The sequence below is a fragment of the Streptomyces sp. NPDC103540 genome, from assembly GCF_055584445.1.
On the sequence record NZ_JBVJMA010000009.1, the window covers coordinates 112,212 to 126,365 of the forward strand.

A 14,154-nucleotide genomic window follows, 5' to 3' on the forward strand; every position below is an offset into this window, starting at 1 on the left:
CGGCATCGCGCGAGCCGACGGTGCCGTCGTTCACCGTTCCGTCATGCCCGGCCATCCACCGGAACCGTCATGCCGCGTCGAGCGCCGTCCCCGGCATGCCGACCCGTCTCACGAAGACCCGCCACGCCTGTTTCACCGGCCTCACGCCCGGGGCCGAAACACGCCCATCGCCTACGAATGCGAGCCATCGATCCATGAGAAGAACCACGATCTCCGGCGCCCGCGGCGGCGCCCTCCCCCGCCTCGTCATCGGCACCACCGCTGTCGCCACGGTCCTCGCGCTCGGTGTTCAGACGTCCGTGGTCGCGGCGCCGGCTCCCGAGGAACGCCAGGCGGCGTTCGCCACGGCCGTGGGCACCACCGAGGCCCAACGCGTCGACGCGGCGGCCGTGGTCGGACTCGACCCGACGCCCGACGTACTGCTCCTGAGCGACTACGACTTCGTCCACGCGCTGTGGCGGAAGGCCGGCGAGGCCGGTGAGCGACGGGAGTCCGTTCGCACCGCGGCCGAGCGGGCCATGGTCGGGGCGGTCGCCGCCGACCTGGTCACGTTCGTCGTCACCGGCATCCACGAGGCGAACCGGCAGGACCAGCAGCGCGAACGGGACAAGGCGGAAGCCGAGCGGGTGACACGGCTGGCCCGCCAACAGGTCCTCACCGTGATCGGCATCACCCCCACCCCGGAGCTGCTGGCGCTCAGCGACGACAACTTCGTCCGGGCCGTCCTCCGGCACGCGGCCTCGGGCCCGGAAGTACGCGCAGCGGCCGCGAAGGCACTCGCCGCGGACCAGGCGGCCTGGCGTGAGTTCATCGTCAACGGCGCGCGTGAGGCCCATCGCCGCGACGTGGCACGCGAGTTGGAGGAGATCGCCGAGAGGGACCGCAAAGAGGCGGAGCTGCGCAAGAACCAGGCGGCCCGCAAGAACGTGGCCGCGCTGTTCCGGGTGTCGATGACCCAGGGCCTGCTCGACGTGAGCGACGACAACTTCCTGCGCGAGATGCTGCGTCAGGCCCCCGCCGACCTGAAGGGCTCCGAACTGCACTCCGCCGCCCAACGCGCGCTGCTCAGCCCGAAGCCCGCGGACTGGCTGGACTTCCTTCTCACCGGTGCCGACGCCGCCTACAAGCGCGACGACGAGGCACGGCGCAAGAAGATCGCGGCCGCCAACCGGCTGCTGACCCAGCAGATGCAGGACGCCGCCGAGAAGACCGGGGTGAACCCGAACCTCGTGGCGGCGGCCAAGAAGGCACTCGCGGGCGGTGACGAGCGGATCAGCGACTTCCTCAAGGAGGAGAACCAGAAGCGGTTCCGTCGTCAGTCCCTGCAGATCCTGCTGCCCGCGAACGGGGTCGAGGGCTGGTTCGCGCGCTACAGCTCCGTCGACCACGGGCTCGGATTCCTCACCCCCGTCGACTCCAGGAGTCCGCAGCGCGACCGGGAGGAGGCCACCTGGGCCATCGTGCCCGCCCTCTCGGGGCGGGCGGGTTGCCACTCGCTGGAGGCGGCCACCAAGCCCGGGCACTACCTCAGTGGCAAGCCCGGCAGTGCGCTGAAGGTCGCCGTGGACGACCGGACGCCGGACTTCCGGAACAGTGCCACCTGGTGCACCGACGGCGGCGACCGAGTGTTGTGGAAGTCCGCGATCGATCCCAACCAGTACCTCGACTACAACGCGGGGCAGTTGGTGACGGCGCCGATCGTGATCATGCGCAACGCGGTCTGGCGCATCACTCCGCCGCTCGCGCCGTGACCGGCGCCGCGACACCGACATCACGATCGTCCGTCCCGCCCCGCCGGAGCACGTCCGGCTCACACGGAAGGGGGACACCCATGTCCCGCATCACGAGAACCGCACTGGCCGCCTGCGTCACGGCCGCCACCGTGATGGCCTGCGCAACCACCTCCCAGGCCGTCGAGGAGCGCTCGTACCACCAGCTCAGGTCCGACCGCGCGGGCACGTGTCTCCAGCCCGAAGGAGCCTCGTTCCTGGCCACGGGTCTGCTCGCGGCACCCTGCGACGCCGACAGCGAGGCGCAGCGCTTCGAGTTCCGGCGCCTGGACGAGAACTCCGTCCTGGTCGTCTCCAAACTCACCGGCCGGTGCCTGGGCCACATGCCGGGCGGCGCCGGCGTGACCTTGAACTGGTGTGCCGACAAGGCCGTCAACAACCTCACGAACGAGAAGTGGCAGGCCGAGACGCTCACGGGAGGCGCCCAGCCCACCGTCCGGCTCTCCACGCGCTCCCCCAAGCGCTGTCTGACCCTGCCGCACGCGGAGCGCCGACGGCCGCTCAACATGACCTGCGGATCCGTCTCGGCGGACGAGTTCACCCAGGTGTTTCGAGCCGTACCGGTGACCGGGTGAGCGGCCACGGGCCGGCCCGGCTCACGACCGGGGTAGCGACCGTCCTCCTGACGATCGCGCTCGCGGCACCGACGGCGCAGGCCTCCCCCGGCACCGAGGCCGTCCCGACCCCGACCCCGACCCCGGCCTCGGCCGCGTCCTCGGTCGGGAGTCCCGAGGCGCGCGCCGCCCACGCCGCCGCGCTCGACGGGGCGCGGGAACAGGTCCGTCGTATCGCGCTCTCCGGGCTCCCGGCCGAGCTGCGCACCTCCGCGTGGAACGCCCTGAGGCACACGGGCGGTGACCAGGCCATCGGCGAGTGGCTGGCCGCGGGCGGCGGCTACGACTTCGCCAGGCAGCGTCTGCGTGAGACCCGTACCCGCAACCGGCACTTCTGCGAACGCGTCGTGCGCACCCACCCGGCGTCGTTCGCCCCCCGCACCCGCAGTGCGGCCGAACAGGCCCTGAAGGGCACCGACGCCGACCGTTCCGCCTTCGTCCGGACGGGGTACGCCCGGGCCCAGGAGGAGGATCGGACGGTACGGGAGACGGCGGCCGGAGAGCAGCGCGCCGTCACCGAACGCGAGCGGGAGTTCGTACGCTCGCTCGCCCGCCGCGACCCGGGCGAGCAGGTCCGGGTGGCCGCGCAATGGGCGCTGCGGCCCGGGGCCTCGGACGCGGACCTGCGGGAGTTCCACGGATACGGCTGGGTGACCGGCGGTGCCCTGGATCTGGAGGGGTATCGGCTGCGGACGGCGGACGAGGAGTCGCTGCGGCATCGGGTCCTCGCCATCGCATTGAAGACGGCGATCGATGCCGAGGACGCGCTGCCCGCGGCGATGGACCGGGAAGCGGCGCGTGCGGAGGCCCTGCGGGCCTGGCGCGCGGTGGCCGCTCTGGCGGGTGACGCCCGAACCGCGTGGCAGGCGGACCGGACCGGGGCCGGTCTCCAGGCCCGCAACTGGGGGGAGATCCAGGAGTTCGCGCGACAGAACCCGGACGGCCCCTGGCACACCATCGTCGGCCCCGCCGGGGAGAACCTGACGGCGTGGACCGCCGAGGAGCGGGGCGCGGCCGCACCCATCGCCTTCTGGGAGGACCTGCTGCGACGGGCCCAGGACGGCCAGACGCGCGTCGCGGGCTGACCTGACGCCGACCGCCGACCGGCCCTTGGGGGCGGGTCGGCGGATCCGCGGCAGCGGTGCCCCGCCTTCGCAGGGCGGGGCACTTGTTTGCCGCTTTTTCTGCGGTTGATCCATATACGCGAAGAAAGTGAAGGGGACACATCCCATGAGGGGGACACTCCGGCTTCGGGCCGGAAGACGAACCGGACGCCCACGGGCGTCCATCACCAGAGCCGTTTCGACGGTCCTTGCCGCGGGTCTGCTCACGGGCCTGCTCGGGCCGGCCCCGGCCGTCGCCGCTCCGTGGACCGGGTTCCTGCCCGCCACCGCACCCCCGACCGGCGGCGCCGCTGCCGCGCCGCCCGCGGTGCCGCTGACCGGTCTCGCCCGCATCAGCGCCGATGCGGACCGACAACTGGTCGAGGACTACGCCGAGTTCGATGACGAGGAAGAGGTCAGGGCAGCCGCCCGCAAGGCCCTGGAGAGCACGGATCCGCGCGCGATCCGCGAATTCCTGGAGCGGGGCGAGGCGGAGGCGCGGCAACGCGCCAAGGACAAGCGCGACGCGGTCGACATCGGCAACCGGCGCACCATCGAGGCGCTCAAGGGCACCGGCGGCGCCTTCTTCAACGCCGAGGTGGAGCGGGTCCTCAAGGGCACCGCGCAGGATCGGGCCGACTTCCTCGCCTTCGGCGCGGAGATCGCCCGAGGCCGGGACAAGACCACCGCGGACAACGACCGCAAGCGCGCCGAGGAGAATCGCAAGCGGGTGGAGATCCTCGCCGCCGGCGGCGGACCGGAGGTGAAGCGCACCGCCCGCGTGGCCCTGGCCACCGGTGACGACAAGGTCATCGCCGAGTACCTGGAGAAGGGCTACGAGCCCGCCGCCCGCAAGGACACCGACGAACGGGCCGCCCGGGAGAAGGAGCAGCAGGAAGCCCTGGCAGCCGCCGAGCGCCTGCGTCGACTCGCCGAGAACACGGCCCGTGCGGGCGAGGCCCGGGGCAAGCTGATCACCGCCCACGGCAACGCCGTCAAGGCCCTGAAGAACGCCTCCAACGCGATGAGCGTGGCCGCCGGGGCCTCCCGCGACGCCGACCGCCTCCTCGCCGGAGACCGCGCCGGCAAGCGCCTCTCCGACTACACGGCCGCCAAGGAGACCGTCGCGATCCAGGTCGGTCTCGCGGACACCGCCGCCAAACAGGCGCAGGTGGCGGCCGGTCAGGCCAAGGTCCAGGCCGAGATCCTCGTCGAGACGGGGCTGACCCACGGCACGCAGTGGTCCGACGTGGCCGCCGGTATCGCCGCCGCGGCCGACGCCGCCGCCCGCGCGGCCCGCACCGCCCAGCACGCCGTGGACGCCGCCGCCGCCGACGCCGCCGGCCTGAACTCCCAGAACCAGGCCGAACTGCACGCCAAGCAGGCCACCGCCTGGCGCACCAACGCGGAACAGCACGCCAAGACCGCCGGCGAACTCGCCACACAGGCCGAGAAGCAGGCCAAGACCGCCGCCGACGCCGCCGCGCAGTCCCGGCAGGCGCGCATCGACGCCGAACAGGCCGCGAAGACCGCCTGGGAGCACGCCGACAAGACCCGCCGGGCCCGTGAGGAGGCACAGCGCCAGGCGAAGATCGCCGAAGAGCAGCGGGCCGTCGCCGAGCGGGAACGCGCCCTCGCGGCCGAGGCCCGGACCCGGGCGCAACGCGAGCGTGACAACGCCGCCGCCGCCCGCGCCGTCGCCGACGCCGAGGCCCGCACCGCCGCGGCCAAGCGCGCCGAAGCCCGCGTCGCCCAGGCGGACGCCCAGCTCGCCCGCAATCGTTCCGCCGAGGCGGAGGGCCGGGCAGCCCAGGCCGACGGTCAGGCCCGCGACCAGGAGACCGCGGCGCGGCGGGCCCGCGACGAGGCGGCCCAGGCCGAACGCGAACAGCGCGCCCAGGACGCCCGGGCCCGCGCCCTGGAGTCCGTCGCGGCCGCCGCGCAGGGCACCGTGGACGCCGAGAACGCCCGCCGCGCGGCCGTCGAGGCCCGTACCGAGGCGGGCAACGCCGCTTCGGCCGCCACCAGGGCCCGCAACGCGGCCAATGACGCCGGTGCTTCGGCCGAGCGCGCTCGCGCCGCTTCCGTCGAGGCGCAAGGCGCTGCCGCCCGGTCCCGGGCGGCAGCCGCGGAGGCCGGTGCCCACGCGGCCCGGGCCGACCACGCCGCCGGGCTGGCCGAAGCGGCGGCCTCGGCCGCCGACGCCGCCGCCGACAAGGCCGGATCCCAGGCCGACGCCACCCACGCCCAGGCCCAGCGGGCCGGCTCCAAGGCCGGGGAGGCCACCCTCCAGGAGGCTCGCGCCGGAGAGGCCGCGCACGAGGCGGCCCGGCTGACCGGACGTGCCGCCGTCGAGGCCAACGGTGCGCTCCAGGCGGCCCACCGCACCCGCGACGAGGCGAGCGGGGCGTCCAGCGAGGCCGCGATGGCCCAGCTGCACGCGTCGATCGCGGTCCAGGCCGCGTTGGCGGCCCGCACCACCGCCGCCGGTATCGCCGACCCGGCGAACACGGCGATCACCCTGGTCGCTCCTTTCACCGGTTCCGACGTCGGCGCGGACTTCGCCGTCGCAGTCGCCCGCGCCGCCCTCGCCATGGGAGCGGAGCAGGTCGCCTCGGCCCAGGCCAAGGCGGACGAGGCCGTGAAGGCGGCCGTCGCGGCCGAGGCGGCGGCGAAGAAGGCCAACGCCCAGGTGGCACCCGCCTACACGGCCGCGGCTCAGGCGGCCCGGTCCACCGCGGACGCCGCCCGCTCCACCTCCCGTGCCGCCGCCTCCGCCGCGGACGCGGCTTCCGACGCCGCCAAGGCGCGCACCGCCGCGGTCTCGGCCGAGGGAGCCGACAAACAGGCCAAGGCCGACGCGGGCATCGCCCGGCAGGCCGCCGACAAGGCCTTCGCCGACGCCGGCAAGGCTCGTGATGCGGCCACCCAGGCCGAAATCGACGCGCAGCGGGCTCGTTCCGCCGCCACGGACGCGGAGAACCAGGCCGCAGCCTCCTCGGCAGCCGCGGCCTTGGCGGAGAAGGAGGCCGCCGCGGCCCGCGATCTCGCCTCTCGGGCGGAACGCGACGCGGCGGACGCCGCCAGGTTGGCCAAGTCCGCCGAGGAGCACGCCAAGTCCGCCGAGAACGCCGCCAAGAACGCCAAGACGTACGCCAAGGAGGCCGAGGACGCCGCGAAACGGGCGGAGGACGAGGAGCGGGAAAGGGCGCGCAAGGCCCTCGCAGCGGCGGCCGTCAAGAACGTCAAGTACACCAAGCCCGGTGGCCAGGACGGCGGCGGGGGAACCGGCGGAGGCACCGGCGGAGGATCCTCCGAGGCGGGCCACGCGGCGCTGGACAAGCTCGTCCTCGACCTCTCCGTCCAGTGGGCCCTGCAGCAGGCGGGCCTGACCGGCGAGGAACTCGACCTGGCCCGTGACCTCGCAGCCCAGGATCTGCTGGACTACCTGTTGGAGAACGGGGCCGAGATCCTGGTGGAGCTCGTCGCCGAGGACATCAAGGCGTGCATCGACGACCCGGACATCCCCACCTGTCTGTGGGCCGTGGTCTCGAACCTGCCGTGGACCAAGGCAGCCAAGATCGCGAGCAAGATCCCCAAGATCAGCAAGGCCATCTGGGGCATCAAGGGGTTCCTGGAGAAGGTCGACGGGGCTCGCAAGAAGGTCGACAAGTACGACGAGAGGTTCGAGGACGCCAAGACCAAGCTCGACAAACTCGGTCTCAGCTGCGACCGCTCCACGCGCGACCCCAAACCCAAGGCCCGCGCGATGGCCGTGCCGAGCGCGAAGCCCGGGGACAAGCCGAAGACCGACCAGGACTGCGTCTTCCCCATCTACCGCACCCCCAAGACCGTGGACGTCGCCTACGAGCGGGCCCACGGCCCGAACCCCGCCTCGCGCATACCCGATGACAACGGCCTGATCTACTTCGGGGAGAAGAGCGTGGCCGGCGAGTACTGGGGCCGTGGCCCCTACGCCTCGGGCATGATCAGGTACGACATGAAGATGGAGTTCCTGGTCAAGTTCCCCAAGGCCGCGAAGCGCTACGACTGGAAGGGCCCCAAGGGAGCCCCGCGCATCGAGTGGGAGATCCCGTACTCCGACCTCGCCCAGTTCAACGCTCTGACGGTCGATCGCACGTGGATCCCCAAGCCAGGAAGCAACTGACACCCATGATTCCGATCCTGCACCACGAGTACGAGGTCGTCGTCGTCGCGGCCCGCCCCTGGGGGCTGGACGTCGAGTTCACCGACGGCACCCCCGGACAGATCGTCAACGCGAAATACCCGCAGTGGCCCGACACCGACCCGGAGACCCTGATCGGGCACGTGTACCCCGCCGTGGTCCTGGACGCCGACAGGGAATCGGTCCGCCTCAGCGCTCTGGACACCGACCGCACCACGGCCCGCGTTCTGCGCACACCGCCGCGGCCTTGACCCGGAAGGCGGGCTCGGTCGGACCGCGCCCGCCCCACCGGACTCAGGACTGCCCGTTCCAGCGGAACCGCACGTCCGGGCAGCGGAATCGGCACCGTTTCGGCGGCGGTGCACCAAACACCTGGAGCCGCAGTCAGAGGCGCGTCAACAGCCGCCGGCTCACGTCGGCCGTGATGCGGAAGCGCAGCCGGCAGATCACGGAGTCCGTGTCGCGGCGGACCGCGTGGGCGACAACGGAGCCGGTCGGCCAGGCGTCCAGGTGGCTTCAGCGGGGTGTCTGGGAACGGAAGCTGTGGCCGAGCTCGGGGCCCAGTCCGTGGTAGTGGCGGAAGTTGTAGATCAGCGGGCTCCACCTGGCCGGGTCGACGTGCCGAGAGCCGGGGACGACGATGCGCGGATCGGCGTGGACCTTGAGCACCTGGGCTTCGACGATGAGGAACACGCCGGAGACGTCGGGCTGGACCCGGGCGGCACGGGCCTCCAGTTGCAGGGGGCATTCGGCGACCCGCGGCGGCCGGACCAGCGCGGAGGGCTCAGGTCGCAGCCCGGCGGCCGCGAACTTGTCCCGCTCGGATCGGAAGGCGCCCCGCTTGTCCACGGGCACGGGGATGCGCCCGGTGAGCGGCGCGAGCTGTTCCACCGCCGGCCACTGGGTCGGCGCGGGCAGGTTGATCACGAGCTCGGGCCGGCTGCGGAGGTTGTGCGCGGTCTGCCCCTCGACCCCCACACCCAGGACGACCACCTGGCCCAGCGCCCAGGCCGAGGAGATCGGCGCGAGATTGAAGGAGCCGTCCTCGTTCTCCGTGGAGAGCAGCACGACGGGTGTTCCGAAGTACAGGATGCTCGGTGTGATGGTCACATGGTCCGCGGAGGTGTCGGCGGGTGCGCTGTCCGGCGTCAGGGTGTTCATGGGACCCGACGGTAGGGCGGCGAAGCTTCGGCGCGCGCCGAAGGATCCCCGGTGGATGATGGACGGTGATGAACAACAACCGTGACGCGCATGCCGAGGGCCCGGACCTGGCCGCCCTGGCCGGTCTCCTGGCCGACAACACCCGCGCAGGGTTCTGCCTCGCGCTGCTGGACGGCCGGGCCTGGACCGCGACCGAGTTGGCCCGGCATGTCGGGGTGGCCGCCTCGACCGCGACTGAGCACTTGAACCTCCTCGTCGCCGGAGGAATGCTGGCACAGGAGCGTCAGGGCCGTCACCGCTACGTTCGCCTGGCCGACCCCGCCACGGCGGAACTGATCGAGAACCTTGCCTCGATGGCGCCCCTACGAGCCACCCCGCCCCACTCACTGCCGGCTGTCAACCGCAGCCGGGCGCTGGCCCGCGCCCGGACTTGCTACGACCACCTCGCCGGCGCCCTCGGGGTCGCGATCACCACGGCCATGACCGATCGGGGACTGCTCGACTGGGAGCATGGACTGACGCTCACCGGCAACGGGATCGCCTGGCTGAACGAGCTCGGCATCAGCCTTCCGCCCGACAGGCGGCGTCCGCCCGTCCGCTCATGCCTGGACTGGACGGAACGCCGCCCCCACCTGGCCGGCACCGTCGGCGCCGCCGTGTGCCGGCATGCCTTCGACTCCGACTGGATCACTCAGATCGGCACCAGCCGCGCCGTCGTTCTCACCGACACCGGCCGGCGCGCCCTCCGGGACCACCTCGGCCCGTCCGACGATTGGTCCGTCACCGACCCACGCTCCTAGCCGATCAGGGCCTCGGTGATCTGGCGGGTGGTCTGCGCGGCGACGCGGGGGTTGACGGCGGCGTAGTGGGCGTAGGCGTTCAGTCCCGTGGCCAGCGCCCAGCCGCGGCCCCGGATCCAGGTGGCTTCGTCCACGCCGAGCGCGGCGCGGAAGGCGGCCCGGCTCCTGGCGGACATCAGGGTGAAGGCGATCGTCAGGTCGCGGGCCGGGTCGCCGACGCCGAGTTCGCCGAAGTCGATGACCGCGCTGAGGCGGCCGTCGACGGTCAGCAGGTTGCCGGTGTGGAAATCACCGTGGAACCACACCGGTGGGCCGTCCCAAGCAGGGGCGCCCAGCGCCGCCTCCCACAACTCGGTCATGGCAGACGTGTCGAACGGACCGCCCACGTCCGCGATGGCGGCCCGCGTCGCCCGGTCCCGTGCGACCAGCGGCCGGGGGGTGAGGTCCTCGCGGGCGCCCTGGGCCGAGATCTCCCCGGGCTCGCACCGTTGGAGAGCGGTCAGGAACCCGGCCAGTTCGACAGCGGCCTCGCACGAATCACCCAGCGCCTCCACGGTCGCCACCTCGCCGTCCAGCCAACGGGAGACAGCCCAGGGCCACGGATATCCGAAGCCGGGCTCCCCCACCCCCACCGGCACGGGGACGGCCAGGGGCAGGTGCGGAGCGAGCCGTGGCAGCCACGCGGACTCCTTCCGGGCCTGCCCGATGGCTCCCTCATGGCGGGGCAGCCGAACGGACAACTCCTCGCCCATCCGGTAGATCACATGGTCGGAGCCGGCCGGGTCGAGCAACTCCAAGGGCAGCTCGGCCCACTGCGGGAACTGCGCATCGACCAGACGTCTGACCAACGCGGCATCGATCGCGCGACGGCCGTCTGTGACTTTCCCGGTTGCCAAGAGCGGCTCCTGTCATCGGCCCGCCCCCACGGCAGGCAACTGGGGCCATCACAATGCTTGGCGGCGCGCCTGTCGACCGGATTTCCCTGACGCGGAGGCCGATCGTCGGGGTTCACGCAGGGAGGCCGCCTCAAACGCGGTTTCGGGGTCCGACGCGCCCGCCTCGGGTTCTTGTCCGGGCCGGAGCACCCCTGAGGGCGGAGGGAACCACTCCGGTGGCGAGGGCCCTCTGGTGAGGCATGATCATGTTCTTCGGGTTGTTCGCCATCGTCGGCTGGGCCGTGGCCCTGGTCTGGCTCGGATACGCCTCGGTGGTTCTGTGGCGCATCCGGGGGCAGCGGTGGGTCCGCGATCAGGGGCATCCGCTCGTCCGCCTGCTCCGCCCGGCCCCCGCGTACCTGCGCTTCGACCGGGCGCTCGCCGTCGTGGCACTGCCGGCAGATCTGTGGTTGCTGTCGGCGGTCATCGTGTTCGGCTCGGACGGCGTCTTCACCGAGGAGTGGATGGGGTACCCCGGCATGATGGATCCCGGAGGCCAGGGATACCAGGAAGGGGCGGTGAACCTCCTGTACGCGGCAGCCTGGTGGAGCGCCTCCGCCGCGGTCCTGGCCCGGTGCTGGACCACCGTCGTCGTGCAACTGTCCGTTCTGCCCCTGTCGGCGCTCTGGGTCGCCTCGTTCGACACCTACTACAGGTAACCCCCACCGGGCCCGCCGATCCGGCGAGACGGTCGTTGCCGCGCCGGCAAGGAATGACCGACCCCTGAGCAGGGCCTGGCGGCTCATCGGGAAAATCCGGGGGAAGCGGACTGCCGCGCGCTGCTACGGTCGGGCGCTATGAGCTGGCTTCCCGACGACTTCGTCCATCCCGTCCTGGTACCGCTGCCGGGCGGTGGTCATCACCTGCGGCCGATCCGGGAGGCGGACACCCCGCTCGACTATCCGGCTGTGATGGGTTCGCGTGAGCGGCTGTGGACCATCTACGGCCCGGCCTGGGGTTGGCCCGCGGCCACCATGACGTACGAGGCCGACCGGGCCGACCTGCTGCGGCACGAGAAGGAGATCGCCGCACACCAGTCCTTCAACTACGCGTTGTTCGACGCGGCGGAGACGGCTCTGCTCGGCTGCGTCTACATCGACCCGCCGGAGAGGGCCGGCGCGGACGGCGAGGTCTCCTGGTGGGTGGTGGACGAGCTGGTGGGCAGCGAGGTCGAAGCGGCCCTCGACGAGCTGGTGCCGCGGTGGATCGCCGCCGACTGGCCGTTCGAGCAGCCGCGCTACCTCGGCCGAGAGATCTCCTGGACGGATTGGCTCGCGCTGCCGGAACACCCCGGCGCGTAGGGCACCGATGGCGAAAGCCGGCCGTCTAGGCCGCGCTGACAACCGCGTTGACCGTCGAGGACCCCGCCGGGTGGGTCATCGGCGCCTGTAGGTGAGGAATCCGCCATGAGCACGGGAAGTTGGCTGTGGGTCTGTCTGCGGCGCTACGTCATGACCGCCGGTCTCGGCTGGGTGGGCGCGGCGCTGGTGCTGCCCGTTCTGGGCGACGATCCCGTCTGGGCGGCACTCGGTGCGGGGCTGGGGGCCGGGCTGATCGTGCTGCCGCTCCTGACGGGCGTGACCATGCTCGTCCTCGTCCTGCTGGCCGAGCGGCGATTCGAGCCGCCGTCCGGCGGTGCCTCGCGGATCCGCGGCGGCCGGCTGGTCGTGCTGCCCCTGCTCCTGCTGCTGCCCGTGGCCCTGCTCGTGCCGCTGCAGTACCTCATCGTGCTCGGCGCGCAGCTCGTGTTCTTGGTGTGGGTGCTGCCCTGTCAGGACTCCCGCGACACCGCGGACGTGCTGCGTTCGCTGGCCGACCCTGCCGTCCCTGCGGAGCAGCGGGCCCGTACGGCGCGGGCACTGGGCGGGCTACGGGGCAGGCCGGTGGTCGAAGCACTGGTGCGGACCTCGACCGACGCCGAGCCGGAGGTCGCCGAAGCGGGGCTGGAGACCCTCTGCACCATCTGGCGGCGTGACGGAGTCGTCGGCGAGGACCTGCTGCTGAAGCTCGACCAGCGGGGCCAGGACCGCGTCCGGGCCCTCGGCGTCAGGGTGCGGAGCCCTTGGTGAGTGTGGACGTACGCCGGGCCGGGAGCCGACAGTGGCCCACCAGGACCGTCCGTCGCTACGGAGGACGGTCGCGGTGGGCCACTCGGGGTGAATCGGTTACCGGCCGGCGATGAAGGAGGCGGGGCCGCCGACCTTGTGCCAGACGGTGCCGTTGCCGGACCACTTGAACACCGCGTCACTGCTCGGCGACAGACCGTAGATCGCGTCCGAAGCGACCACGAACTGCTGACCGGCTCCACCGATCTTCGCCCAGTTGTTGGGGCCGTTCATCTTGAACACGTCACCGTTCGTCGGGTTCGTCGCGAACAGGCCCGCACCGCCCCCGTACAAGGTGCCCGCGGCTCCTCCGACCTTGTTCCAGACCGTGCCGTTACCCGACCACTGGAAGACCGCACTGCCATCAGGCGAGAGACCGAACAGACCGTTGCCCGTCACGGCGAACGTCTTCGCCGGGCCACCGACCTTGACCCAGTTGTTCGGGCCGTTCATCTTGAACAGGTCACCGGTAGTCGGGTTCGTCGCGAACAGGCCCGCACCCCCCGCGAACAACGTCCCCGCCGCACCACCCACCTTGTTCCAAACGGTTCCGTTGCCCGACCACTGGAAGACCGCACTACCGTCGGGCGAGAGACCGAACAGACCGTTGCCCGTCACCGCGAAGGTCTTCGCCGGACCACCCACCTTGGCCCAGTTGTTCGGGCCGTTCATCTTGTACAGATCACCGTTGGTCGGGTTCGTCGCGAACACGCCCGCACCGCCCGCGAACAACGTGCCGGCCGCACCACCCACCTTGTTCCAGGCAGTGCCGTTACCGGACCACTGGAACACCCCCGAACGGTCCGGAGACTGCGCGAACAACGTACTCCCCGCCGACACACCACAGTTCGCGCTGGTCTCGAAGTGCTGGTTGTACTCCCACTTCACCGGCACGAGGTGCCCGTCGAGGGTGGCCTGCACGACGGCGCCGTTCAACTTCTGCTCGTAGTGCAGGTGCGCCCCGGTCGTCCAGCTGCCGGTGTTGCCGACGGTGCCGATCTGGCGCCCCTGCTCCACATCGTTGCCGACGGCGACGTCGAGCCGGTCCAGGTGCAGGTACCGGCTCTGCCAGCCACCGCCGTGGTCGATCACGATGAAGTTTCCGGCCTGGCTGTCGAACTGTGACGTGACGACGCGCCCGGCCGCAGAGGCCAGGGCGGGGGTGCCTTGGGTGGCTCCACCCGCCGAGACCATGTCGAGCATGTACTGGCTGGCGTGTCCCTCGTGCGTGGACGTCGTCCACCGTTGGCCGCAGGGAATGGGCAGCTGGAACGCGGGCGCGTTGGCGACCGCGCTGTCCGCCTCCGGGGCCGCTGCCGTGGCCGCAGCCGGAGTGGCGGGGACGAGGGCTGTGGCGGGTGCGAGCAGCAAGGCCGCCGCCGCCAGGAAGCCGGCCCATCTGATCCTCATAGGTCTCCTCGGTACGAGAGTGTGATGTGGAAGGGGTGAAGGGTGGGGGG

13 protein-coding genes are annotated in these 14,154 nt (G+C 72.0%); 10 read left to right on the forward strand and 3 right to left on the reverse strand.

The window, feature by feature from the left end; all coding sequences use genetic code 11:
- The first annotated feature begins 194 nt into the window (after positions 1–194).
- The 5 genes from ACZ6ZI_RS22535 to ACZ6ZI_RS22555 all read left to right on the forward strand — a co-directional run bounded on the left by ACZ6ZI_RS22535 (position 195) and on the right by ACZ6ZI_RS22555 (position 7,944).
- On the forward strand, positions 195–1,751 hold the full coding sequence (locus ACZ6ZI_RS22535; protein ID WP_469523616.1) for an AbfB domain-containing protein: 1,557 nt from the start codon (positions 195–197) through the stop codon (positions 1,749–1,751).
- Positions 1,752–1,831: 80 nt separating this feature from the next.
- The gene (locus tag ACZ6ZI_RS22540) at positions 1,832–2,365 is read left to right on the forward strand and encodes an RICIN domain-containing protein (protein WP_469523617.1); all 534 of its coding nucleotides are present in this window, start codon (positions 1,832–1,834) and stop codon (positions 2,363–2,365) included.
- Entirely contained in the window at positions 2,362–3,489 is a 1,128-nt protein-coding gene (locus ACZ6ZI_RS22545) for a hypothetical protein (RefSeq protein ID WP_469523618.1), read from the forward strand. The genes ACZ6ZI_RS22540 and ACZ6ZI_RS22545 overlap by 4 nt, the downstream gene beginning before the upstream one ends.
- A 145-nt stretch (positions 3,490–3,634) precedes the next feature.
- A complete protein-coding gene (locus tag ACZ6ZI_RS22550; protein ID WP_469523620.1) occupies positions 3,635–7,675 on the forward strand; it encodes a coiled-coil domain-containing protein in 4,041 nt (1,346 codons plus the stop codon).
- Between the two features lie 5 nt (positions 7,676–7,680).
- Positions 7,681–7,944, forward strand: coding sequence for a hypothetical protein (locus ACZ6ZI_RS22555; protein ID WP_469523622.1), 264 nt, complete (start codon positions 7,681–7,683; stop codon positions 7,942–7,944).
- 265 nt (positions 7,945–8,209) lie between these two features.
- Here the strand turns inward: ACZ6ZI_RS22555 and ACZ6ZI_RS22560 are convergent, their stop codons facing one another.
- Entirely contained in the window at positions 8,210–8,854 is a 645-nt protein-coding gene (locus ACZ6ZI_RS22560; protein ID WP_469523623.1) for a flavin reductase family protein, read from the reverse strand.
- Positions 8,855–8,922: 68 nt separating this feature from the next.
- Here ACZ6ZI_RS22560 and ACZ6ZI_RS22565 point away from each other — a divergent pair, with 68 nt between their 5' ends.
- Positions 8,923–9,654, forward strand: a complete 732-nt coding sequence (locus ACZ6ZI_RS22565) for an ArsR/SmtB family transcription factor (protein WP_469523625.1) — start codon at positions 8,923–8,925, stop codon at positions 9,652–9,654.
- Here the strand turns inward: ACZ6ZI_RS22565 and ACZ6ZI_RS22570 are convergent.
- Positions 9,651–10,550, reverse strand: coding sequence for an aminoglycoside phosphotransferase family protein (locus ACZ6ZI_RS22570; RefSeq protein WP_469523627.1), 900 nt, complete (start codon positions 10,548–10,550; stop codon positions 9,651–9,653). The genes ACZ6ZI_RS22565 and ACZ6ZI_RS22570 overlap by 4 nt on opposite strands.
- A gap of 239 nt (positions 10,551–10,789) precedes the next feature.
- Between ACZ6ZI_RS22570 and ACZ6ZI_RS22575 the strand changes: the two genes are divergently transcribed.
- From ACZ6ZI_RS22575 to ACZ6ZI_RS22585, 3 genes are all read left to right on the forward strand, one after another.
- Positions 10,790–11,248, forward strand: coding sequence for a hypothetical protein (locus tag ACZ6ZI_RS22575; protein WP_469523629.1), 459 nt, complete (start codon positions 10,790–10,792; stop codon positions 11,246–11,248).
- Positions 11,249–11,386: 138 nt separating this feature from the next.
- Positions 11,387–11,890 (forward strand): GNAT family N-acetyltransferase, encoded by a 504-nt coding sequence (locus tag ACZ6ZI_RS22580; protein WP_469523630.1) that lies wholly within the window; start codon positions 11,387–11,389, stop codon positions 11,888–11,890.
- A gap of 105 nt (positions 11,891–11,995) precedes the next feature.
- A complete protein-coding gene (locus ACZ6ZI_RS22585; protein ID WP_469523631.1) occupies positions 11,996–12,658 on the forward strand; it encodes a hypothetical protein in 663 nt (220 codons plus the stop codon).
- A 96-nt stretch (positions 12,659–12,754) separates the two neighbouring features.
- Here ACZ6ZI_RS22585 and ACZ6ZI_RS22590 read toward each other — a convergent pair whose 3' ends face one another.
- Entirely contained in the window at positions 12,755–13,897 is a 1,143-nt protein-coding gene (locus tag ACZ6ZI_RS22590) for a peptidoglycan DD-metalloendopeptidase family protein (RefSeq protein WP_469523633.1), read from the reverse strand.
- On the opposite strand from ACZ6ZI_RS22590, the gene ACZ6ZI_RS22595 reads away from it, so the two are divergent.
- On the forward strand, positions 13,896–14,129 hold the full coding sequence (locus ACZ6ZI_RS22595; RefSeq protein ID WP_469523634.1) for a hypothetical protein: 234 nt from the start codon (positions 13,896–13,898) through the stop codon (positions 14,127–14,129). The genes ACZ6ZI_RS22590 and ACZ6ZI_RS22595 overlap by 2 nt on opposite strands.
- Positions 14,130–14,154 lie beyond the last annotated feature (25 nt).

Bases quoted from the DNA above. Each gene is read 5' to 3' on its own strand.
- ACZ6ZI_RS22535 (WP_469523616.1), top strand. From the start codon at position 195: ATGAGAAGAACCACGATCTCCGGCGCCCGCGGCGGCGCCCTCCCCCGC.
- ACZ6ZI_RS22540 (WP_469523617.1), top strand. From the start codon at position 1,832: ATGTCCCGCATCACGAGAACCGCACTGGCCGCCTGCGTCACGGCCGCC.
- ACZ6ZI_RS22550 (WP_469523620.1), top strand. From the start codon at position 3,635: ATGAGGGGGACACTCCGGCTTCGGGCCGGAAGACGAACCGGACGCCCA.
- ACZ6ZI_RS22555 (WP_469523622.1), top strand. From the start codon at position 7,681: ATGATTCCGATCCTGCACCACGAGTACGAGGTCGTCGTCGTCGCGGCC.
- ACZ6ZI_RS22560 (WP_469523623.1), bottom strand. From the start codon at position 8,854: ATGAACACCCTGACGCCGGACAGCGCACCCGCCGACACCTCCGCGGAC.
- ACZ6ZI_RS22565 (WP_469523625.1), top strand. From the start codon at position 8,923: ATGAACAACAACCGTGACGCGCATGCCGAGGGCCCGGACCTGGCCGCC.
- ACZ6ZI_RS22575 (WP_469523629.1), top strand. From the start codon at position 10,790: ATGATCATGTTCTTCGGGTTGTTCGCCATCGTCGGCTGGGCCGTGGCC.
- ACZ6ZI_RS22580 (WP_469523630.1), top strand. From the start codon at position 11,387: ATGAGCTGGCTTCCCGACGACTTCGTCCATCCCGTCCTGGTACCGCTG.
- ACZ6ZI_RS22585 (WP_469523631.1), top strand. From the start codon at position 11,996: ATGAGCACGGGAAGTTGGCTGTGGGTCTGTCTGCGGCGCTACGTCATG.
- ACZ6ZI_RS22595 (WP_469523634.1), top strand. From the start codon at position 13,896: ATGTACTGGCTGGCGTGTCCCTCGTGCGTGGACGTCGTCCACCGTTGG.
- ACZ6ZI_RS22590 (WP_469523633.1), bottom strand. From the start codon at position 13,897: ATGCTCGACATGGTCTCGGCGGGTGGAGCCACCCAAGGCACCCCCGCC.